Raw genomic sequence first — 22,429 nt, 5'->3', positions numbered from 1 at the left:
ATCGCGGGGTGTTCGAACGCATGCTCGAATGTGGCGGGGTTGAGGCCGAGGCCCTCCGTCCGCGGCCCGGCACCGGCGGCCCCGTCCGGAAACGGTGCGCGACCACCGCCTGAAGTGCGGTATTGTTCTCGTGCGCGGTCGGCAGGGGCGAAAGCCCAGGTCGGACAAGCACCGGGACGTGGCGCAGTTTGGTAGCGCACTTGACTGGGGGTCAAGGGGTCGTGGGTTCAAATCCCGCCGTCCCGACACGGTAAGCGAAGCCTCTGACTAGCGGGAAACCGCAGGTCAGAGGCTTTTCGCATGTGATCATCTGACGAGTCGTAGGTGGCGGACGCGGGTGGGCTCTGGGACCAGTTTGGGACCAGTGGGGCTTTCGGTGGGACCTGCGGGGTGCTCGGGGATCGGGCGGCCTTCGGTGAGGTAGTTGCTGAGGGCGGTGCCGGCCAGGTGGATTGCCTGGTGGTCGGGGTGGAGGTAGCGCTGGGTGGTGAGGATGGATCCGTGTCCGGCGATCTTGCGGAGGACGTGGAGGGGGATGCCGGCGTCGGCCATCCATGTGAGCCCGGTGTGGCGGAGTGCGTGCCGCCGCAGATGCTCGTAGCCGAGGCGGACGACGACGGTGTTCCAGTGGGTGGCGTCGCGCAGGATGGCGGTGGTGATGCGGCCGCCGCGGGGGCCGGTGAAGAGGCGGGCCATGGGGTTGTGGCCGACGGCGGCGAGGCGGGCCTGGACGAGGGGCTGGATCTCGGGGATGAGGGGGATGGTGCGGCGGTGCTTGCCCTTGGTTCCTTTGTCGAGGAGGCCGCCGGGTCCGGGGGTGGTCTGGCGGCAGCAGTCCCAGGTCCAGGCGTGTGGGTCGATGTCCTGGACGCGGACGCCGGAGACCTCGCCGATGCGGGCGGCGGTGCAGGCGGCGAAGCGGACGACGTCGCCCCAGCCCCGGTAGCGGTCGGCTGAACTGTCGACGAGTGCTTCGGCGAGGGCGTCGAGGGCGGCCCAGTCGCGCAGGGCGAGGGAGCGCGGGTCGTCGAGTTCGTCCTCGGCCTGTTTGTAGGTCTGCTGCCAGCCGGTGACCCGGGCGGGGTTGGCGTCGATGATGCCGTCGCGGAGCGCCTGCTCCATGACGCGGTTCAGGGGCGCGATGGAGTTCTTGACAGTGGAGCGTCCGTGCCCGTCCGCGATCCAGGCGTGGACGGTGCGGTCCACCACCCCGTGGGTGATCGTGGGGACTTGGAGGTGCCCGATGGTGGGCACGACGCGCAGCCGCCACCCGGCCCCGTAGGGGTCCATGGTCTTGGACTCCAGGCCCCGCATGGCCAGGCCCCACTCCAGCTCCCCGTAGTCGGCGAGCGTCATCGTCGCCACCGCCGGGCTCACGCCGCGCCCGGCGATGCGCTCCATGCGGCCGATCCACGCCTCGGCCTCGACGACAGTGGGCAGCATCTGGGAGCGGGAGAGCCGCTCACGCGACTGCGGGTCGAACCACCGCACGCGGGCACGATGGGGGTTGGGGAAGCCCTCGCGGTACTCGATGTCCGTCGACAGCTTCACGCCGATCGGCGGCATCTGCTGGATCATCAGGCGGCCTGCGCCGGGTCGATGCGGCGGCTGGTGAGCCACTGCTGGACGTCGAGGGCGCTGTACATCACCACGCGCTCGGAGAGCCGGATGAACGGCGGGCCTTGCGGGGGTCTGGCGGTGCGCCAGCGGCGGACTGTGGAGGGATCGACTTCGAGGAAGCGGGCCAGGTCTTCGGTGGAGAGCCAGGAAGGGGCCGAGGTGGGAGTGGTGCTGGTGGGGGCCTCGGGGTGGTGGGGTATGCGCGGTGGTTCGGGGTGGTGCATGTCTTGCCTTGTGCTGGGAGTGAACGGGCAGGGTGCGGCTCGGAGTTCAGCGGACCGTGCTGGATGCGCGGGAGGCTGTTCTCCGGCGAGACACACCATGGGAATGAGCGGGCGGGAAGTCCACCGGTACTGGTGAAAGTTCTCTCCCGGAGAACGCATCCCCAAGTTGCCGTATAGCGAGACCTGTTGCTGCCAGGACGGATCAGGGATGCTGCGGATTGCCGCTGTTGGCGCGGAAGAGTGCTTGCCCTGTGAAATCTAGTGCGCGACGTTCGCGAAAATGGCCAGGCCAGGCGCCGGTGCAGCGCCTGGCCGAACACTGTGGATCAAGCTATTGGCCTGCGAAGATGCCCTCGCAAGGTCGCTTTCCTGGAAGGCTGTTGCACGTATGTTGCACGCTTCCTTGATGAAGTCGTTATGAAGTGCTGCTCATGCGGAAGCAGGCCTGTCCCGCCTCCTCTTCAGGCGTTGCAGAAATGAGGAGGATGATGGAGCGTGTTGGGACTGAGACTGTTCAGCGTTGGCCAGGCGGACTGCGCGGGAGTTTGCCGTGAGAGGTGGCGGCCCGCCGGGCCTGGTCGGCGTGAGTATGGAGCAACCGTTTAGAAGGCACTCGACCCAAACTCATCGATCATGCCTCTGACCTGCGCATATGTGCTGGGGAAACACGATCTTCCGACGGCCGTTGCACGTATGTTGCACGCGCTCGGAAAAACGTTGGCATCGCACTGCCCCGGCGGAAACAATCTCCCTCCCGTCGCCCGTTGTGGCTGACGGGAACGAGGAGAGGGCAGAACGTGTCAGGGCTGAAGTTGTTCGACGTCGACGGCGGCGTGCGGGAGATCACTACGCGGGCGGTGGATCTGGAGCGCGAGCTCCAGGATCTGGTCGAGGCGGACATGGAGCTCTTCCTCGGGGCGCGGTTCCTGGCCACTGAATACAGCACCGGCCCCCAGCACGGCGGGCGCATCGACTCCCTCGGGCTCGACGAGAACGGCGCCCCGGTGATCGTGGAGTACAAGCGGGGCCGGGACGCGGGCGTGATCAACCAGGGGCTGTACTACCTGTCCTGGCTGGTGGACCACAAGGCGGAGTTCCAGCACCTGGTCCGAGACCGGCTCGGGGCGACGGCCGCGGACCGGGTGAACTGGAGCGCACCGAGGCTGGTCTGCATCGCCGAGGACTTCACCCGCTACGACGCCCATGCCATACGCGAGATGTCCCGGTCGATCGACCTGGTCCGCTACCGCTGCTTCGGCCGCAGTCTCTTCGCCCTTGAGCCCTTTGCCTCCGCCACGGCACCGGGCGCTCGGCCGCGCACACTGTCCCGGGTCCGGGGCGGCGGGAGGCCGGCGGTCCCTGCCGACGGGGCGGTGGCCGGGCTGAAGGACGCCGTCGGCGAGTTCCTCGCGGGGCTGGGTGACGACGTGACGCAGGTGGAGCGCAAGCAGTACCGGGCCTACCGGCGGTTGCGGAACTTCGCTTGCGTCACCCACAGCCACAAGAACCAGGTCCTCGTCTACCTTCACACCGACCCCCGCGGCATCGACCTGGTCCCGGGTTTCACCCGCGATGTCACCGGCATCGGCCACCACGGCACCGGCAACCTGGAGATACGCCTGCGCACTGAGAAGGACGTGCGACGTGCGGAGGGCCTGTTCCGGCTGAGCTACGCGGTCGCGTAGCTCGCTTGTGCCGCCAGCCGGGGGCGGGGCGGTCAGCCTCTTCGGGGAGGGCGGTTGCTGCGGGGTTTCCGTACGCGCTGGGCTGTGCCCTGCCCTGCGAGGTCCGGTGTCCCGGGCCCCACAGGGCAGTTCGTCACTGACCTCGGATCATCGTCACCGGGTGCTGCTCACCGGGCTTCTTGCTTGGCCAGGTCGTCGACGTCGAGGGTGATAGTGCCGTGGGAGCTGATGGGCTTGTAGTGCCTGTCGCCCGGGAAGGAAGCGTCGTAGCCGCTGAGGGCGGTGTCGAGGGTGCTGGCGCTGGGGGCCAGCGGGGCGGAGCAGCCGGCGTCGCCGTAGGGGTCGGTGACCGCTCGGCACAGTTCCCTGCCCGCGGTGTTGGTGAAGACGACGAGCTTGCCCTGGAGGGCCTCGTTGGTGTCGGCGTCGGTCAGGACCGCGTGCAGGCCCGCGATGTGAGGGGGGACGAGGTTGACCGCGGCCTCTGTCGTGCTCATCCGGGTGGCGTGCAGGTGGTGGTGCCCGTGCGGGCCCTCCTGAGGCGAAGCGGCTGCGAGGGCGGGCTGTGCGATGCCCAGACCTGTGGCGGCAAGTGCGGTGACGGTGACGAGCATGGTGCGGGAAACCACGGCGACTCCGAGTCGTGAACGGCGCGGACACGGCAGACGGCAACTGCGGTCCGTCTGCGTAGGGTTACGCGACAATCAACGACGGCGAAAATCCAAAGAGGCAGTAAATCCGCCAAGTTCACTGGTTAGAGCGCATTAGGGCGAACGGGTGACGGGTCGGCCTGCGGAACTCCGGGAAGAACAGTTCCGCGACGGCCCGGCCCACCATCTCGCGGCCCGTCGGCCGTCATCGTCGGGGCCGGCTAGCACCGTCACTTGCCGCTCGTCGAGCACCAGCGTGACCGTGGCCGCCTCCGCAGGGCCCTCGTCACCGGACGCGCGGCTCACCGTGCCCACCACCCTGCCCCGGGTACAGCGAACCGGCCCTCGCGCCCGGCCTGCCAGACCAGGGAGCACGCGCGGTCGTGGCCCCGGGCGGCGAATCCCACATCGTCACGGAACTTTCAGAACCTGATTTTGAAGCGCTCTGCATGCACGTTATGGCCTCGGCAGAAATGCCTTGTTGCCTGCTAAACAATATCTTCTCTTGTTAAAGTCACTTTACTGATGCTTGACCATGGTGGTGGACACGAGGGTGCAGCGCAGGTGCCGGCCGATGCGGCCGGCACCTGCGCGTTGGCGTCTCATACACAGGCGCCGGTGCCCGTGCCCGTCCGGCGGTTCCTCCACCCTTCCCGCGGTCTTGCATCCCGCAGTGAACATTCCCGTCGCCCAGGTGGCGCGGCCTTCCCCTGTCCTGGGTGGCGGGCGGCATCGGCTGGTCGATGTGGCGGGCCCAAGAGAAGCAGATGAGAACAGTTTTCAAGAGATCGACGCGAGTGATGCTGATCGGTACGCTCGTCACAAGCAGCCTTCTGGGAGCCATTGCCCCCGCGGCACTGGCTGCATCCGCTGCCCCGGCGCCTTCTGGCCGTAAGGCAGCTGGCCAGCTGCCGCTGGCATTGCGGGCGGCCGGGAGTGGTGTGGCGGCTTGGAGTGGCATACCGGCCTTGGCGTCGCGCGCTCCCACGCACAGTGCCCTGCCGGTCGCCGAAGGCTCGCCGTCGCCGCAGGTCCCGGAGGAGCTGCGGCCCTTCAACCCGGTTCTGGTGGACCTCCCGCGTGTGGGGCATCGCGATGCTCCTCTGCGGGTGTGGACGTACGAGGTTGCGCCCGGTGTCCGCGTCGTCGACGTGTACAACGTCGTCGATCTGCAGGGGGCGAAGATGCCCGGTGAGCACAATCCGCCGCCGGAGAATGTCCCCGCTGACGTGATGAAGAAGTATGTCGAGGACGTCCGGGAGAATCTCGAACGGCTCAAGAGCAGCTCGCCCCAGGGGAAGCGCCTGGTCGAGTCTTTTGGCAAGGTGTCCCTGCCGGATGCTCCGGTCCGGCCAAAGAGTGCGGACGGAAAAGTCCGGGATGAGGTCCTGTTCATCTCTCCTGTGAAGGAGGATGCCTCCCTCGCCAAGACAGAGAAGTGGGGATACCCCAAGGCCGGGGCTTTCGACTCTAAGCGGGCGAAGACTCCGGGGGTCGGCTCATGGGGATTCCTGCAGTACTCCCCGCGCGACATCTATGACTTCGGGGTAATGAACGGACGGCAGAACTTCCTGCTGCCCTGGGAGGCGTTCGGACACGAAGCCATCCATGCGGGGCACTTCCTCGCCGGCACCCAGTCGACCGGCGCTGAAGAGATACCTCCTTTGCCGGAGGGGGATCTGTCGGATCTGGTCAAGAAAAAGATCAAGACGAACAGAGAAGAGATCCTCACGCACGGCGGGCCCTTCGACCGCGAGTACGCGATCACTGTGGAGCAGGTGAGGCGCGCACCCCAAAATCCTGGCCCGCCGGCCCTGGAGTGGCGGACCATCGAGAGTCCTGGGGGCCAGTACAAGATCCCCCTGTCCTTGAGCGAACGGAAAGTCGCAGCACTCCGCGAAGAGGCGGAGGCTGCGTATACCAAGGCCAGGAACTCCGGTACCGCCGGCGAGGAACTGGAAAAGCTCCGCACGAATGCAGACCGTCTGGCCGCACTCGATGACATCGCGGGCATCTCCGAGTACCAGATCGTCAAGGAAGCTGGCCGCGAAACCCGCCCCGTCTACAGCATGGGGCAGGCACGGCCGAAAGGCTGGGACGTCAGCATCTACCAGGTCCGTGAAGGGGTTGCGTTCACAAGCCTGCAGGGCAAGACACTGGACGACATCAAGAAGGCCGACGCTGTAACCCTGGCCGGAGAGGCAGGCATCGCGTGCGACGGCGCGAACATGATCTGCAGCCTGCCGGACGAGCCGGTGGAGAAGGCTCCGGACGATCTGCGGGAGAAGACCGCTAAAGACATCACCGAGCGGTTCAAAAAGGAAGAGCCGGCCCTCGCCAAGGATTACGGTCTGGACTCCGAGAAGCGCCCGGTCGTGGACCGGGAGAAGGCGCGTGCGGAGGCGGTCGCGGAGGCTGAGAAGCTGCCGGGCCGGGCGCAGGAGCGGGCGAAGGAGCTGTGTGCCAAGTCCGGGACGGCGTCGTGTCTGGAGACGGTGGACTGGGAGCAGGTCCGTCGTGAGGCGCGGGCCGGGGCCGAGGATCTGGTGGGGAAGAAGCTTGCCGGTATCGGCGAGGTCTCAGAGATCAAGCTGTCCAAGGACATGCAGGCATCGCTGAAGGACCCTGCCACCTTCTACGTGCCCTATGAGAAGACGCGCGGGAAACTTGCGAGCCCGGCCGGAGACCTCGCGTGGGAGCGGGCGAAGGGCGCCGGCGGAGCAGCCCTGTACCTTGCCGGTGTCTATGGTGCGTTCGCCGGTGACTCCACCGATCTGGACAAGGCCGCTGCCGTCGCGGCGATCGTCCCCGGGGTGGGCGACCTGCTGAACCTGGCGGTCGATGCCGAGCACAAGGACTATGCGGGCCTCGGTGTCGATGCCGCCGCCTCGCTCGCCGGTCTCCTGGAGATGGCAGGGGTGGAAGGAGTCGGCGGCCCGGCGTTCGCCGTGGCCATGGCCTACCACCTCATCGCGCAGCTCACCGCTGATGACTTCCACCGCTACGAGGAGGTCGCAAACGCGGTGGCCAAGCGGGACACAGACTGGCACGACTCTCTGATGAAGTACCTTCAGGACCCGGAAAAGGGCTGGCTGTCCAAGGAGGGAGGCAGCCAGGTCGTCGCGATGGCGATCGGCTTCCTCCAGGCCGTCGAATTCCAGCGGGCCTCGGTCAAGGCGACCGCCCACGCCGCCACGGCAGCCGCCGGCGGAGGCGCCTACACCGCCCCCAAGACCGGTGACTGGGCGCGTACCGACGCGTCCAAGGACGCCGACGCCGCGGTGGACGCACTCGCCGGCAAGACACCCGACATCGTGCGCCAGGCAGCGGCCAAGTCGATCGCCGACGCAATGAACGCAGCCTGGAAGGAGAAACAGGGCAAGGACTTCAACCAGGCCTACATCGACCGCGTCAGCAGCATCCAGCTCGGAATCTGGTGCGGGCGCAGCATGCCGGACGGAAGAAACCCCTGCTACGAGAGCTCGCAGAGGATGCACGATGAGGTTCTCGAGAAGCTGAAGAAGAATCCTCCCGCCGGTGTCACAGCGGAGGAAGTCGAAGACGTCCTGAAGAACTTCGGCCTCACCGACCCCGGATTCCTTCCGCTCGGACGCCCCTTCCGCCTCTCCACCACGTCCGACAGCGCAAAGACGTACCTGCACTTCGACATCGAGAACAAGAAGGCCAACCACGCGAAGGACGCCAACGACCCCGCCCGGCAGGAGTTCTTCTTCCGCACCACCGGCCGCATCACCACTCTCGAAGGCGGGCTGTGCATGGCCGGGGGAAAGAAGGCCGGAGACCCGGTCACCGTGAACGCGTGCACCCACCGCAACGCACCCGAACAGCGCTGGCAGCCCGACGACAAGGGACGCATCAAGAACCTCGCCACCGGCCTGTACCTGGACTCTGCGGACCCGGACGGATACATCACCACCTGGTCCAGCGAAGACGGCAACCCGGCGCGCCAGACCTGGAAGGCCGAAGAACCCGCACGGAGCATGACTGCGCAGAGCAGCAACGACGCGATCAGCAAGCTGCTCTCCGCACCCGGCTCGTCCAGGCAGATCGACGGCGTCGTTCCCAACCAGTCCCCGGACAGCTACTACCTCTTCTCCGGAGCCAACATCCTGGGCGTTTCCGCCTCGTCCGGCGGAGGTGACCTGAAGCTGTCTCCCGGCGAGGTCAAGAAGACGACCGAGCACTGGGAGGGCCTTGCACCCCTGTTCGCCGCGTCGCGGGACAGCAGGATCACCGCCGGCATGAAGGTGCCCGGGCGGCAGGGTGAGCTGTACCTGTTCTCCGGAGACAGGTACGCGCGCCTCGGGGCCGACAGAAAGATCATCAACGAGCCCCGCAGCATCGAGGACAACTGGGCAACCCTGAAGGGCCTGTTCGCCAAGTCGGGTGTCAAGCGCATCGATGCGATCCGTCCCATCCCCGGCGTCGAGGACTGCTTCCAGTTCTTCTCCGGCGCCTACAGCAACCAGGTGTGCCTCAACAGCGACTTGGAAGACCGCGAGACGCGTCCTGTGCAGCGGACCGCGGAGCGCTGGCCGGAGATCGGGGCGAACACCGGGAAGGACGAGGTGCACGGATTCCTCCAGGTACCGGGCAAGCCCATGGCGAACCACATCTTCACCGGAGACCAGTTCACCTACGTGGACCGGACGGCCCTGCCCTCCAAGCCGGACGTGCAGTTCGAATTCCACACAACCTGGGAGTACTTCACCTTCGCCTGGAGCAACGGGAAGGGACTTCCGGATGGGACGAAGATCGCAGTCGAGCTGTCCGGGGATGCCTCCCATAAGGGAGAATTCGACGCGTCACTCGGCAAGCTCTCCCCCGACGACAAAACTGCCAAAGGACTCCTCAACAACTATCCCCGGGACCTCGTGGGGGCCAAGTCGTACACGATGAAGGCCCACTACCGGTATGTCCACCCGGACGGCTCTGAAGAGACGAGCGGGCAGTGGTCACAGGGGTACTGGTGCAGCCTCTGGAAGTGCGACAACTCCTAGTACTGCAACAACGGTTATGGGGGTCGGTGGCCTCGGCGGCGGTAGTGGCTGATGCGGGCTCGGTGTTGCTGTCGTCGGCGCCAGTGTGACCAGTGCAGGATGTGCTCGATGTCGTCGCGGACGGTGTGGACGATCCTGCTGAGAAGGCGGCGGATCTCGTTCAGGCTGAGCCGGATCAGACCGTCGCCGGTTGCTCTTTTCCCGTGTCCTGGCCGCAGGCTGCGCGCAGGACGGTGAGATGGGCGGCGGCGGCCATGGCGAGGGTGATGTGCCGGTACCAGGCCCGGTAGAAGCGGACTTGGTAGTGGTCGAGTCCGGCCTCGTTCTTCGCGGCCTGGAACGCTTCCTCGATCGCCCAGCGCATGCCCGCACCCGCACGAGCTCCGCGAGCGGAGTGCCCTGGGGTGCGTGCACCCGGTAGTAGGCCAGCTCGCCGTGGTCCAGGCTGCGGCGGATCAGCAGACCGGCCTCGAACCCGTCGGCCTGGCCGGGGAGCTGGACCAGGGCCCAGCCGTATTCGCGAAGCCCGTGGGCACCCTCGCCGGCGGAGCGGGTCTCGAAAGCGCCCGCGGGCAGGATCGCCGCAAGAGTCCGGGCGTTCTGGCCCCTGGGGCCGCACCTGAACGAGCGGGGCACGGCCATCACGTACGGGATGCCGCTGGTCTCCAGCCACGAGCGCAGGGCGGTGTCCTGCCCGTAGGCCTCGTCGGCGGTCACCCACGAGAACGGCACCCCGGCCCCAGCCGCCCGCTCGATCATGGCCCTGGCCAGACGGGGCTTGGTCGCGAAGGCGACACCGGAGCCGATCCGGGCAGCCGCCCGCCGGGCATCGTCCTCGGTCCACGAGACCGGCAGGTACAACTCCCGGTCGACCAACGCCCGCCCCGCACCGGAGACATAGGCGAGGAACACCCCCAGCTGACAGTTGTCGATCTTCCCTGTCGTGCCGGTGTACTGCCGCTGAACGCCCGCGGACCGCACCCCCTTCTTGACAAATCCCGTCTCATCGACCACCAGGACCCCGTCATCGGCACCGATGTGCTCCAGCACGCAGGAACGGACACAGTCACGGACCGCGTCCTCGTCCCAGTCCGCCTCGTTCAACATGCGCTGCATCCCCTGCGGGCCCAGCTCACCGGCTTGTTCCGCCAGCGTCCACCCGTTCTTGCGCTCCAGAGGAGCCAGCAGCCCCCGCATGTACTCCAACGCCCGCCCACGCGGCTCCGACCGACGGAAACACAACCGGAACCGGGCATGCAACGCATCCAACCCCGCAGCCCAGCCACGGATTTCATCAACCGAGACGTCCCCACCCACGCACCATCAACGAGCGAGAACCACACACGTCACTCAACTGTTGTTGCAGTACTAGCTGGACCGCGCTTTCACGCGGTATGCACCTGCTGAACCTCTTTCATCCTGTACCGCGGTGGTGAGATGAGCTGGTCAGAGGTGTGACGGACAGGGCCCCTGGTCGTCGGCGTGGTGATCTCACTCATCACACCGGCGACCGAGGGGCCCTTTCTGCGTCCGCTGGTACGCGTGCTGGCATGGGCATGCGGCCAGCCCGTTCGGGAACCTCGGTGGCCTCACGGCCTGCATGCCCCGGCACATCCTGCCAGGCCCCGACGAGTTCCTCGCCGTGGTGGCCTGTGACCCGACCCCGCGCCCCGGGACCGCGACTCACCACGGCAGGCCGCCGCCATCACAGGTCTGGTCGGCGCCGGCCTCCTGGTCCTCGCCGACGACGCCATGCCCGTACTGGCCGACGACGTCCAATACGGACTCCGCATTCTCAACGCCCCGCCTACCTACTGACACCTCACGGCAAAACCGCTGACACCAAGTGGCAGAGCCCACTGAAGTTCTCAGAGGACGTCCTCTCAGTCGGTGCCGTCTGCTTGGTCCGTCGCGTGGCGTGTGTGGATGGTGTGGCCGGTCACCTCGGTGGGGGTGATACGCACCCATGCCTCGGACGGTTTGGGTGTCCGGGGCTGTGGGTCGAGGTGCCGGGTGAGGCTGGTGATCGTCTCGGGGTCGGTCACGGGCGCTGTGGTTCCGGTGAGCGTGACGCTCCAGCCCAGGCTGAGGTCGTCCTCGAGATGGCCGGCCTCGAAGACCGCCTCACCCCCCGGCCCCGCCGCATGTTCCTGGGGGGTCCGGCAGATAACGGTGCGGCCGTCGACGAGGTAGCCCACGGGAACGGGAGAGGGCTCGCCGTCCCCGTGGTGGCCCAGGCGCCCGAGACCGTGCGTGCCCAGATGCTCCCAGCATTCCTTCTCCGTCATCCGCGCCAGCACCGGCATGCCCACCAGCTGCTGGCCGGGCGTGGCGTCCGGGCGGCCGTGGAGCAGTTCCTCGTAGGGCATCTCCAGCACGGCGGCGATGCGCATCAGCGCCGACGGATCGAAATCGGCCCCCAGCCCCTGAAGACGGTGGCTGTACGTGAGCGACATCCCGGCCTGCCGCGCGAGCTGTTCGCGGGTCATCCCCAGCTGCCGGCGCCGCAGGCGGATCCGCGCGTCCACACCAGGGTGGGGCAGGTCCGCCCTGTCGCCGGGCGGAGGCGGGCTGTCGTGCAGCGTGGCGTCCGTTGTCTGCAGGCGCTGCTGCCGTTGTGCGCGTTCCTGTTCCTGGCGTGCGTCCTGGCCGGCGTGACGGCGCCGTTCGAGGAGCTGGTCGTATTCCTCCCAGCGGCACACGATCCGCTCCCGCGGGACGGGGCGCAGGTGCAGCCAGGTGTCGCTGCCGTGGGACATCCGCTCCGCCCGCCGGGTCAGCTCCGTACCGGCGGCCGCGTCGTCGGCGGGCAAAGGCTCCCAGGGGTATTCCAGCAGGCTCTGCCCGTCGACCGCGTCCGACCAGTACAGACAGGGCACCCCCACCACCGCGCTCGACGGCACCGCACCATTCTCCGTGGCGACCGCCCACGGATAGCTCGGCCCCTGCTCGCCGACGCCCACCTGCGACACCCAGATACGGTCGTCGAGCACCCGCACCATGAACGGCTCACCCCGCACCGTCTCCGCCGCGTACAGCACATCACCACGCAACGGCAACGGCACCGGCACCCCGCCCGGACCACTGGTCATCAGCGGATTGACGCCGGGGTACTCTGCGCTGCCCATCACACCGTCCCTTCCTGACGCGCCCCAGGGCGCGCGGCCGAAGGAACCGGCACCGGCCGACAGCCCGGGGCATGACACCAGCCTGCGGGCCCGCCCGCCTCTGCGCATCCCGGCCCCGGCCGCCTGGCTACGCCGTGAGGGCTTCGCGGACGGTGGGGACGACCTTGCCGGGCTCCCGTGTGGTGGACGACGAGCCCGGCGGCAGCGAGACGTCCGCGCCCGCGGGGTCATGCGGTCATCGGGCCCGTGCAGGGGCTTCCGGGGTGGCAGCGTGTCCCTGGGCGCAACACGCCTCTACCGGGGCTTGAGCGGTTACCGGGTGCCGAAGACCTGGGTCCAGCGGGGGCCGCCGGTGTCCTGGTTGATGCCGACGCCGATCTCGGTGAAGGCGCAGTTGAGGATGTTCTTGCGGTGGCCGTCGCTGTGCATCCAGGTGTCCATCACCGTCTTGGGGTCGGGCTGGCCTTCGGCGATGTTCTCCCCGTACGCCGTCCACTGGTATCCGGCGGCTTCGATGCGTGCGTCGGGTTCCTTGCCGTCGGGGTTGGTGTGGTCGGAGAAGTGGCGGGTGGCCATGTCGTCGGAGTGTCCCTGTGCGGCCTTCGTCAGCTGGGAGGCCAGGCGCACGACGGGGCAGCCGGCTGTGGCGCGTTCCTTGTTGACGAGGTCGGTGATCTCCTGCCGGAGCCGGTCGGCGCCGTCCTTCTCCGGTGCCTCGACCTTGGCCGGGGCCGGAGTGCTCTGGCCGGGGGCGGGGAGCTTGCGGGAGGTGACCGGGGCGGCGGGCGGGGTCTGCGCGGGGAGGGGCAGCAGGGGCGGGTGGAAGGCGGAGGTGAGCTTCGTCAGTAGCGGCAGCAGCCACGGGGTGGCGGTGCCGGCCTGCGGCTCGGTGAAGTCCGGGGCGCGGGAGGGCGTTCCGGCGCGGGGCCTGCTGCGGTGAGGGGAGGATGCCGGGTCGGGCTGTTCCGGCTGGTCGTTCGCGGAGGTTCTCCGTGCTTGTGCGGCGGTCGTGGCGGGTGCGGAGCCGGTACGGGCGGGGGAGCTGACGGGGGCGGCGGTCGCGGCCTGGTGTCCGGGCTCTGTCGGCTTCCGCGAAGCCTCCGTGTCCGGTGTGCCTGCCGGGGTGAGGGTGCCGGTGGCGCTGGTCGGCTCCAGGGCGACGGAGCGCTGGCTGTCGGCGCCGTTGTGGGGCAGGAGGACCGCGAGGAGCGTCCCGCCTGCGGCGAGAGCGGTGCCGGCCCCGACGCCGATCCGGGTACGGGCCGTGCGTGCGGACCGGGCACGGTGCTTGGCCCCGCGCTGCCGGACCCGCCCCGGCTCGGACGGAGTCTGCTGCGCCGCGGGCGTGGCGGCGGAACGGCGGAGGGTGTCGTCGAGGGTGACGGTGATGCCGTGCTCGCACAGGGCGCGGGCGGCCTGGTGGGCGTGGTGGGCTTCTTCGCCGTCGAGGCGGACGAGGATCATCGTCTGCTCGTCGAGCGGGCGGAAGGAATGGCCGGCGAGGACCTCGCGGACAGGGGCACTGTTGCCGGTGAGGGCGGCGATGACGGCGGTGGGGTGGGCTGGGTGCGGGGTGAAGACGACCTCGGGGCGGGTCGGGGGTATGTGGTCGCGCATGCGATCCCTTCTGGAACGGGCGGATGAGTAAGGGGAGTCGGGGTGGGGAGCGGCCGGTGCGGGGGCCCAGCCATGGGCGGGGGTGGTCTGCTGCGGCGGGCGTGGTGTCTCCGGGCCCGGGTGGCGGTCAGCTCGCCCAGGGCCCGGCGGGAGGCAGCGATCAGCTGGTGCGGGGTGAGGGTGGGGTCGGCCGCCAAGCGCACCACGCGGTCGGCGGCTTCTGCGGCGGTGGCGAGCAGCGCGTGCTCCAGGACCCGGTCGGCCCAGTAGACGGGGTCGGCGCCGGACGGCTCGCACACGGCGAGGACATCGGCCAGCACGCTCCGGCCGTCCTGGAAGACGCCGCGGTGCTGCGCCTCCCACATCACGGTCACCGGATCGATCACTTCGCCGCGGTGGTCGAGCGCGGCCAGGACCCCGTAGAGCTGCCGGTGGAGCGGGAGGGCGAAGTCCTCCGGCGCCAGGAAGGAGCGGATCTCCTTGAGTGTGCTGGGGCGGGCGGTGGCGGCGGAGAGGAACACCTGCTCGTCCGCGACCCGCCGCTCGTCGGCCCCAGCCTGCCGGGACGGGCCGCCCGGCGCGGCGCGGGGAAAAGAGCCGGGGTGGGGGCGCCACTGCCGGGCGAGCTGCTCCAGCACACCGGCCAGCTCGTCGGCCCGGCCGCAGGACAGCTCGGCTCCTGCCGTGGAGCGGGGGGCTTCGCGGGCGGTCTGCTGCAGACGGGTGGCGTGTTCGGCGATGGCACGGCGGGCGTGACCGGCCAGCACCATCCGCCCGTACGCAGCCGCGTGCCGGGGCTGTGGGCACGCGGCGATCAGGGCGTAGGCGTAGGCGGGGGTGAGGGCGGGGGCTTGTTCGGCGCCGAGCGCGGTGGCCTGCTGTACCCAGTCCAGCCCGTTCTCGCTCGACACGCCGTCTTGCAGGGCCGGGTGCCCGGCTGTGGCGAGGCGGCGCATGGCGGTGAACAGGGCTTCGTGGTGGGGGAGATAGAAGTGCCGGGCTTCGAGCGTGGCCAGGGTGGTGGTGAGGTGGCGGGGCTGGAGGAGCAGGGCGCCGAGGAGGGCCTGCTCGGCCAGCACGATCGTCTCGTGTCCGGGCAGGCCGTCGAGACGGCCGGTCACGCGGCGAGTCCGAAGTCGCTCTGCCGCACCCGCGTGTGGAGGTGCGGGGCGAGGAGGTGGGCCGCGAGCAGGGGTGGGACGGCGTTGCCGATCTGCTGGAACTGCTGCGACTTCGTGCCCTGCCACGGGTAGCCGGCCGGGAAGGACTGCAGGATCCCGGCCTCGGCCGCCGTGATCCGGACCGCCGGGCCCTTCCTCTCACCGTCCGGTGCTGACTCGGATGGTGGTGCGGAGGCGGGATGTTCGGGGACCCAGACGCACTCGTTCGCCCGATGTCCGAAGAACAGGGTGCCGGCGGGCTCGTCCGCCCGGCGGACGGTGGCGTTCGTCTGGTTGTTACTCCGCAGCATCCACGACGAACCACCCCCGGCCACCCGGGAGTCCGGGACGTCGCCGGGGTGTTGCCAGGTTCCGCGGGTACGGGAGGAGGCCAGGGCGTTGCGGGAGCCGGAGGGGAACGGTTCGGGCCCGCCACCGGGTCCGCCTCCGGCGCACACGGTGGGCACCGGGCGGTCGGTGGCGCCCCAGCCGAGCGCCTCGGCCATCGACACCCACCGCCGTCGCCCCGGCCCGAACAGCGAGGGCGGGTGCGGAACTTGGGCATGGGTCGGCTCCGGCGGGCGGGCGGTGTGGACGCGGGAGGCGATCAGGATCGCCCGCCGCCTCGTCTGCGGCACACCGTAGTCGGCCGCGTTGAGGATGCCCGTCCACACCGAGAACCCCCATCCGCGCAGGACGTGGGCGTACTGGCGCCACAGGGGAAGGACGTCGGGGACTTCTTCCATCACGGCCCACTCGGGCTGGCCCGCGGCGTGCAGGGCGTGGAGGTAGCGCATGGGCTCGGCGGCCAGCAGCGAGCGCTCGTCGCGGCACGCGGTCAGTAGCAGCGTGCGGGTGTCGCGGCCGGCGGCGAGGTCGGCGACGGCCTGGTGGACCAGGGGCTGGTCCACGATCCCCAGCCGCTTCCCGGCCCGCGACCACGCCTGGCACGGCGGACTCGAGATGAACCCCTCGACCTTGCCGGCCAAGGGCTGCACCGGGTACTGCGCCACGTCGGCCCGCACGGTCAACTGGCCTGCGGCCGCACGGGTCTTGCAGGCCGTCTCGTCCCATTCCAGGCCGACGTCGCGGGCGCCGAGGACGGACAGGGCGTGGCCCCAGCCGCCGGCCCCGGCGAAGGTGTCCAGGATCAAGCAGCCTGGCCGTAGTCGTCGCGGCGGCGGGTCTTGGCGATGGCGCGGCTGGTGATGGCCTTCGAGGCGCGGCGGGAGGCGTCGGCGATCCGGTCGGCGCCGGGCTCGGTGTACCAGGGGCGCAGGGTGAGCATGGCGGCGCGCAGGCCGGTGGCCAGGCAGATGGCGGTGCCCTTGGGCAGGGCGCGGACGGCGTCGGCGGGCAGGATCCGCTCCTGCCGCATGGAGACGGACTTCGAGGTGCCGGTGTCGGAGGTGGAGGTGGAGACGGTGGCGACGTCGTGGTCGCCGATCATGCGGGAGAGTTTGTCGGCGAAGTCGGGGTCGTCGATGCCGGATCCGACGAGTTTGACGGTGGCCGCGGACCACAGGGCGTCCATGCCGGCGTCGCCCCAGACTTTCTGGCCCTGGCGGTAGGACTGCAGGATCGTGACGGGCAGGATTCCGCGGGAGCCGAGGTGGGAGTACAGGTCGGGCAGGTCGCTGATCTTGCACACGTTGGCGGCCTCGTCCAGCACAGCGAGCATGGGTGGGTCCAGGCGGCCGCCGTTGCGTTCGGCGTGGGCGGTGGCGGCGCGCATCACGGAGTCCGCGCACGCGGCGATCAGCGCGCTCGCGCCGCCGCCGCCGTCCTTCGAGAGCAGGAACAGCGTGTCGCGGCCCTGGGTGAAGTCGGCCGGGCGGAATTCGGGGATGTCGTCCTGGGGGGTGATCCAGGCGGCGATGTCGGAGTTGAGGAGGCAGGCGGCGTACTGGCGGGCGGTCTCGTAGATGCCGTCACGGGTCTCGGGCGGGCCTTCGACGGTGCCCTTGAGCTGGGCGGCGACCGCGTCGAAGTGGTGGTCGCGCAGCAGGTCGAGGGGGGTGCGGTCGGCGGGGAAGGCGAGCCACTCCATCACGTCGGTGATGGGGCGCTGGCCGAGGGCGGCGGCGAGGAAGAGCTGGGCGAGGATGTTCTGGGCGGCCTTGGTCCAGAAGTCGCCGGAGTGTGCGCCGTCGACGGAGGCGGCGACGAAGTGCCCGGCCAGGCGCCCGGCGCCGTCGAGGCTGCCGGCGTCGGCGAGGGGGTTCCACCACATGGTGCGCGGGGCGTGGGCGATCTGCTGCGGGTCCATCGTCCAGGTCCGCCCCACTGCGGCGCGGGCGTCGAGGCAGGCGGTGTAGGCGTCGCCGCCGGCCTTGTTGGAGGTCAGCACGACCGGGCCGGGGGCGGTGAGGACGGCGGGGATCGCGAGGCAGGTGGTCTTGCCGGAGCGCGGCGCCATGATGGCGACGGCGACGTCCTCCAGGCCCATGCGGACCTCGTGCCGGGTGCCGGCCAGGTTGCCCAGGAGGATGCCGGTCTGCTCCGGAGGGATCCCCTTCACATTCGTGTCGGCGAGGCTGGGGCGCAGGGACTGGGCCTTGGCCGTGATGGCCTTGGCCAGCAGCGGTTCGATGTCCCGGCGGGTGGCCATGCCCTTGACCGCCTTGCCCTTGCCGCCGAATGCGTGGTGGCGCAGGTACAGGCGCGCGCCGACGGCGGCGGGGGCCAGGAGCGCGGCGATGGGGGTGACGAGGGTGCCCAGGGTCAGGGCGGTGGTGCTGGTGTGCGGCCACAGGAGGTGGGGGTCGAGGACGGCGGTGGCCGGGTGGAACGTGGTGGTGGGGTCGGTGCCGGTGAGGAGGGCGGCGGCGTTGCCGCCGAGCCAGGCCACGACGGTGAACGGCACGGCGACCGCGGTGGCGCCGATCAGGACACGGAAGAGAACGTCGGTGGCCGGCGGCGAGGAGGGGACGGGGGTGCGAGAGGGCAAGCGGGGTCGTTTCTGTGGTGCGGGAGAAAGCGTGCGAAGGAGGAGGCAGCGGTCAGCGGCGGCGCATGGGCGGTGCGCTGTTCACCGCGGCGGGCGGAAGCCCGGTGTCCGGCGGTGTGAACAGGCTCCGGCGCCGGGTGCCGAAGAGCCGGGCCGGGAGCAGGCGGTACGTGTCAGCGCGTGAGCGGCTGGCGGGTGCCGACGGGTGCGGATGGGGCGATGGGGGAAGACGCGGCGCGGGTTTTCTGGAAGTCGGCCAGGACGGCGGTGTGGGTGGCCTCGTCGTACAGCTCGGTGGGTACACCGGCGCGGTAGCGGGCGGCGGTCAGCAGCAGTCCGGCCCGGGTGGCGCGCTGCTTCACCTCGGATCCGGGGAGTTCGGCGGGCAGTTCGTGCCAGACCCGTCCGGAGGGGTCGCTCTTGCGGTCGAAATGAAGGCGGTCGAGGAGGGCCAGGAGGTGGTCGGGGGCGCCGGTGCGGCTCTCGGCGCACACGGTGCCGCTCCACCGGCGGTAGATCTCCACGTCAGTGCCGGCCTCATCGGCCCGGCTCACCGGCTCCACCGCCGCCGGCAGCACGGGCGGCTCGGGGAGGGTGGGAAGGGTGGGTTCGCTGGGTGACGCCGGAGCCGGGACGGAAGGAAGGAGAGGTTCGGCCGAGGCCGTCGGTGCTTCCTGGGTGCGGGCCGGGGCCGGGTGGGTGAGCTGGTCGTGTGGGGTGGTGCGGTGGGGGTGGGGGGTGTGGCGGTCGGCGAGGGTGGTGCGCAGTCCGGCGAGGTCGGTGCTGATGCCCTCGATCTGCCCGGCGAGATGGCGCAGGCGCTGGGCGCAGTGGTAGTCGACGCGTTCGCCGAGGTTTTCCCAGAACACGGCCGTGGTCTGAAGGAGTTGCTCGACGGCGGGGAGGATGCCGTTGCCGTGGGCGGTCAGCTCCGTCAGCGCACCCGCGACCTCCTCGCTGTGCCCGGCGGCACCCACTCGCTCGGCCAGGGAGGCGACCTGCTGGCCGAGGGGTACGGCCGGTGCCGTGGCCGGGACGTGGGTGTGCAGGGCGGGGTCGAGGTCGGTGGCGTACCCGGCGGCGGCCAGGCTCGCGGCGGCCCGGGAGGCACGGTCGCGTTCGGTGGACTCGTCCATGCCGTAGGAGAGCCGGTGGAAGCGGTCGTGGACGTAGACGACGGGCAGGAAGCCGCTGCGCTCCAGGATGCCCAGGGCCCGGGCGTCGCCGCCGCGGGCGAGGACTTCCCCGCTCCGCGGATCGCGGGTGATGGTCACAGCGTGGTCAGCGGGCACAGGAAAACGGTCCGATCAGAAGAGCAACAGGGAGAGGGCGGGCGGGGGTTAGCGGGGTGCGTGGTGGTCGTGGGCGTGGACGAGCTGGTCGAGCGGCGTCACCCGGTACCAGGCGCCCCTCACCGTGCCGGTGGGCGGGAGCTGGGGGAGGAGCTCCTCGGCCACGGCGCGCAGGAAGGCGGTGCAGGGCGGGCAGTGCTGTTCGATGTGGATCAGGTGGCGGGGGTGGGCGGTGAGGAAGCTGTGCTCGCCGCCGTGGTCGTGCCGCACACGCCACCCGTCCTGGCCGGTCGGCAGATGGCGGGAGGAAGCGACGACGGTCAGGGTCTGGCTCTGCAGGTCGCCGTCGGTGCTCCCGGTGACGACCGCCACCCGGTCCCCGGGGGCGAAGTGCCGGTGACCGATGGCGCGTTGGGCGGTCGCGGTGTCCGCGATACGGACCGGCGAGCGGTGGCTGGACATGGACAGGGTGGTCTACCGGTAGGGGTTCTCGGTGGCGGAGCGGCCGGTGTCGGTGGCGGCGGCGAGGAGTTCGGGCAGGTCGCCTCCGTCGGCGTCGCGCTGGTCGATCCACCATCCGGCCAGCGTGATGGTGCGGGCCTGTTCCTCGATGCGCGCCCATGCGGTCTCGGGCAGGGTGCCGTCGAGGACGAGGATGGTGTGGGCGGCCAGGACCAGCTGGTGCCGGCAGCGCGAGGCCCAGCTGACGGCCCGGTCGCTGCCGTCCAGTGGGGGCATGGCGACCTGGGTCTCCCACTGGGCGGCGGCTTCTTCCTCGGCGCGGCGGATCCCCTGCCAGGAGGGGCCGTTGGTGGGGTGCTGGTCGCGGGTGGCGATCCAGCAGTCGGTGCAGGTACGGGTGGCCAGCCAGCGGGCGAAGCCCTCGCGTCGACCACCGGGTCGGGCGGTCAGGTCGTGCTCGGCCTGGTGGCCGCAGGCGTGGTCGACGGTGAAGTGCGTGGGGACGGACAAGGAGTTCTCGATTCAGTCGGTAGGGGTGGTCAGCGGCCGAGCTGGCTGCGCGGTGACCACAGGGGCGGGTGTTTCGGGCGCGGGGGGAGGGGCTTGAGGTCGGTGCGGCTCTGCCACGCCGCCGACCGGGCGAGGGCGGCCTGCGCCGCAGGCGTGGTGCGCGCCGGCGCCGCACGGTCCGCAGCCGCTCGTGGGGCCTCGGCCTGGACCGGGCGGGCGCCGTGGCCGCGGTTGTGGTTGCGGGCCGGCTGGTCAGGGGCAGGTACTGGGGGGTCGAGGGCGAGGTCGGCGGCGACTTGGTAGCGGGCGGCCCGCAGGCTTGCGATGGCCTGCTGGGCCCGGTGGGCGCCGTCGCGCTGCGGGTCGGCCAGGGCGTAGAGCTTGCTGCCGGGGACGGGCTGGAAGCCGAGGGATTTGAGGATGTGGTCGGCGACGAAGTGGTCGCCGCCGTTCAGGGCGACGTAGCCGAGCTCGGGGTGGCTGCCGACGACCACGTGCGGGTCGGCGGGGCTATCCACAGGCTGTGCTCCAAGCTGGGGAAAAGTGTGAACGGATCAGCGGCGTGCTCCGGTCCGTCCGGCCGGCGCCGCCACGGCCGGGGTCGCCGGGGCGGTGCGGGAAGTGGCCGCCCGGCGCGTGGACGAGGGGGTGTCGGGCGCGAAGAAGGCGGCCCGGCGCAGCTCGTGCATGTCGACCTGCAAGTCCAGGCCGATCTCGCGGCCCGCGGCGCCGAGTTGCGTGGCGGAGACGATGCGGTAGGCCGACCGGAGGTCGGTGCCGGGCGGCAGGGTGTAGATGAAGTCGTGTTCCTGGAACCCGGCTTCGGTCAGGACGTCGTGCGCAGGGCCATGGCGCTCTTCGGTGGTCAGGGCGGTGATCCCGAAGGCGGGATGGACGCCCACGCGGATGGCGGGCTGCTCGCCAGTGGGCAAGCGGCAACTCCTCTTCTATGTCTATCGGTATGTACGGGGGTGGGGGATGTCAGCGTCCGTGGGCGGGCCTGCCCGCGGACGTGGTGGCGGCCGGTGCCGGGGGAGCGGGCACTGCGGTGGTGGCGGCCGGGATGTCGCGGATGGCGGGGTGCTGGTCCTGGGCGAGGAGGTCGGTCCAGATGTGCTCGCCGTGCACGTGCGTGAGCACAGCGATCTCCCCGACGGCCAGCCGCAGATCAGCAAGGTCGACGGTCAACTGCTGGAGTCGGGTGGTGATGTCGCCGAACGACGCGGCGAAGTCCGCGCGCAACGCCGCCGGTCCGGTGGCAGCCGTGCGGTCGGCGCTGTGGCGCACGACCGTCTCCAGAGCGCGCTGCGCGTCGAGGGCCTCGTCCAGGACACCGGCCACCTCGTACAGATCGCCGGCGGCCACGGCCCGGCGGACCAGCGCACCCAGCTCCACCGTCTCTGCGGGTTCACTCCGGTGGCCAACGGCGGCGCGGACCGTGACGTGGGCGCCCTGGGCGCCGAGTGCCAGCGCTGTGGTGCGTACCCGGTCGTCGCGCTGCGCGGCGGACAGCCTCGGAGGGAGGGCGAAGGTGTCTGCGGCGCGGGCGTCGCGGTAGAAGCCGGCACGCTGCAGGTACTCGACGGCGTAGGGGTGATCGGTGACGGCGGTCACTGTCTGGTCGGGTTGCCAGGCGAAGACCACCTCGGCGGGCTGGGCGGCGCGGGTCTGTTCGGCGGCGGCATGCCGGTGGACAGCGGCGACGGCCCTGCTGTAGCGGGGGAGGAGACGGCGCGTGACGGCGGACGCGGCGCGTACGGGGTCGGAGGGGACCACGACGCCGTTCGGTTCCTCCACCGCTTCGACGTGTCGGCGGTCGAGGTGCGCGGGGACGAGGGGCGCCACGATGAACTCGCGCTGGCGCAGCGGCCGGTCGATGACGTACAGGCGCTGGTTGTCGGGTCCGGTCAGGACGGCGTGGCGGGTGAGGACGAACTGCGAGACGGCCCAGTCGGCATGGGCGGCGTCCCACAGGTCCTCGGCGGCCGGGAACTGGTCACGGTAGCGGGCGAGAGGCTGGTGGTCGCTGGTCCAGGTGCCGGGCAGGCGCTCGGCGAGACCGGTGGCGAAGGCGGACAGGTCGGCACGGGGCACGAAGCGAAGACGAACT

General features: G+C 70.3%; 16 protein-coding genes, 1 tRNA gene and 1 pseudogene. 3 read left to right on the top strand and 15 right to left on the bottom strand.

From position 1 onward, the window contains the following. Positions 1-172 precede the first annotated feature (172 nt). A tRNA-Pro gene (locus tag ACLHRZ_RS30530) sits at positions 173-246 on the top strand. 60 nt (positions 247-306) lie between these two features. Here ACLHRZ_RS30530 and ACLHRZ_RS30525 read toward each other — a convergent pair. Then, complete coding sequence (locus ACLHRZ_RS30525) at positions 307-1,566, bottom strand: tyrosine-type recombinase/integrase (RefSeq protein ID WP_490421806.1); 1,260 nt, start codon at positions 1,564-1,566, stop codon at positions 307-309. An 11-nt stretch (positions 1,567-1,577) separates the two neighbouring features. Further along, on the bottom strand, positions 1,578-1,844 hold the full coding sequence (locus ACLHRZ_RS30520) for a helix-turn-helix transcriptional regulator (protein ID WP_490421805.1): 267 nt from the start codon (positions 1,842-1,844) through the stop codon (positions 1,578-1,580). A 797-nt stretch (positions 1,845-2,641) separates the two neighbouring features. On the opposite strand from ACLHRZ_RS30520, the gene ACLHRZ_RS30515 reads away from it, so the two are divergent. Continuing rightward, entirely contained in the window at positions 2,642-3,529 is an 888-nt protein-coding gene (locus ACLHRZ_RS30515) for a DUF5655 domain-containing protein (protein WP_490421804.1), read from the top strand. A gap of 167 nt (positions 3,530-3,696) precedes the next feature. On the opposite strand, the gene ACLHRZ_RS30510 is transcribed toward ACLHRZ_RS30515, so the two are convergent. Then, the gene (locus ACLHRZ_RS30510; protein WP_490421803.1) at positions 3,697-4,158 is read right to left on the bottom strand and encodes a hypothetical protein; all 462 of its coding nucleotides are present in this window, start codon (positions 4,156-4,158) and stop codon (positions 3,697-3,699) included. A gap of 989 nt (positions 4,159-5,147) precedes the next feature. Between ACLHRZ_RS30510 and ACLHRZ_RS30505 the strand changes: the two genes are divergently transcribed. Continuing rightward, entirely contained in the window at positions 5,148-9,200 is a 4,053-nt protein-coding gene (locus ACLHRZ_RS30505; protein WP_490421802.1) for a ricin-type beta-trefoil lectin domain protein, read from the top strand. A gap of 175 nt (positions 9,201-9,375) precedes the next feature. Here the strand turns inward: ACLHRZ_RS30505 and ACLHRZ_RS30500 are convergent. The 12 genes and pseudogenes from ACLHRZ_RS30500 to ACLHRZ_RS30445 all read right to left on the bottom strand — a co-directional run bounded on the left by ACLHRZ_RS30500 (position 9,376) and on the right by ACLHRZ_RS30445 (position 22,413). Continuing rightward, positions 9,376-10,517, bottom strand: a pseudogene (locus tag ACLHRZ_RS30500) (IS701 family transposase). A gap of 566 nt (positions 10,518-11,083) precedes the next feature. Beyond that, positions 11,084-12,328 (bottom strand): helix-turn-helix domain-containing protein, encoded by a 1,245-nt coding sequence (locus ACLHRZ_RS30495; protein ID WP_490421801.1) that lies wholly within the window; start codon positions 12,326-12,328, stop codon positions 11,084-11,086. Positions 12,329-12,640: 312 nt separating this feature from the next. Continuing rightward, positions 12,641-13,792, bottom strand: a complete 1,152-nt coding sequence (locus tag ACLHRZ_RS30490; RefSeq protein ID WP_490421828.1) for a CAP domain-containing protein — start codon at positions 13,790-13,792, stop codon at positions 12,641-12,643. Next, entirely contained in the window at positions 13,789-15,066 is a 1,278-nt protein-coding gene (locus tag ACLHRZ_RS30485) for a DnaB-like helicase N-terminal domain-containing protein (RefSeq protein WP_490421800.1), read from the bottom strand. The genes ACLHRZ_RS30490 and ACLHRZ_RS30485 overlap by 4 nt, the downstream gene beginning before the upstream one ends. After that, positions 15,063-16,259: a DNA cytosine methyltransferase gene (locus tag ACLHRZ_RS30480; RefSeq protein WP_490421799.1), complete on the bottom strand. Its 1,197-nt coding sequence runs from the start codon at positions 16,257-16,259 to the stop codon at positions 15,063-15,065. Before ACLHRZ_RS30480 ends, ACLHRZ_RS30485 begins: the two co-directional genes overlap by 4 nt. Further along, positions 16,256-18,055, bottom strand: coding sequence for a type IV secretory system conjugative DNA transfer family protein (locus ACLHRZ_RS30475; protein WP_490421798.1), 1,800 nt, complete (start codon positions 18,053-18,055; stop codon positions 16,256-16,258). The genes ACLHRZ_RS30480 and ACLHRZ_RS30475 overlap by 4 nt, the downstream gene beginning before the upstream one ends. Positions 18,056-18,228: 173 nt before the next feature. Further along, positions 18,229-19,347, bottom strand: coding sequence for a hypothetical protein (locus tag ACLHRZ_RS30470; protein WP_490421797.1), 1,119 nt, complete (start codon positions 19,345-19,347; stop codon positions 18,229-18,231). Positions 19,348-19,395: 48 nt separating this feature from the next. Then, positions 19,396-19,809 carry a hypothetical protein gene (locus ACLHRZ_RS30465; RefSeq protein WP_490421796.1) on the bottom strand — a complete coding sequence of 138 codons (414 nt, stop codon included), beginning with the start codon at positions 19,807-19,809 and terminating at the stop codon, positions 19,396-19,398. Positions 19,810-19,821: 12 nt separating this feature from the next. After that, complete coding sequence (locus tag ACLHRZ_RS30460) at positions 19,822-20,319, bottom strand: hypothetical protein (RefSeq protein ID WP_490421795.1); 498 nt, start codon at positions 20,317-20,319, stop codon at positions 19,822-19,824. Between the two features lie 29 nt (positions 20,320-20,348). Further along, positions 20,349-20,837 carry a hypothetical protein gene (locus ACLHRZ_RS30455; RefSeq protein ID WP_490421794.1) on the bottom strand — a complete coding sequence of 163 codons (489 nt, stop codon included), beginning with the start codon at positions 20,835-20,837 and terminating at the stop codon, positions 20,349-20,351. 36 nt (positions 20,838-20,873) lie between these two features. Next, entirely contained in the window at positions 20,874-21,251 is a 378-nt protein-coding gene (locus ACLHRZ_RS30450) for a hypothetical protein (RefSeq protein WP_490421793.1), read from the bottom strand. 49 nt (positions 21,252-21,300) lie between these two features. Beyond that, positions 21,301-22,413 carry a hypothetical protein gene (locus ACLHRZ_RS30445; RefSeq protein WP_490421792.1) on the bottom strand — a complete coding sequence of 371 codons (1,113 nt, stop codon included), beginning with the start codon at positions 22,411-22,413 and terminating at the stop codon, positions 21,301-21,303. Positions 22,414-22,429: the final 16 nt, after the last annotated feature.

It is taken from the genome of Streptomyces sp. AM25 (assembly GCF_058146165.1).
The sequence above is the reverse complement of the archived record's forward strand: the minus strand, read 5'-3'. Positions and strand labels throughout refer to the sequence as shown.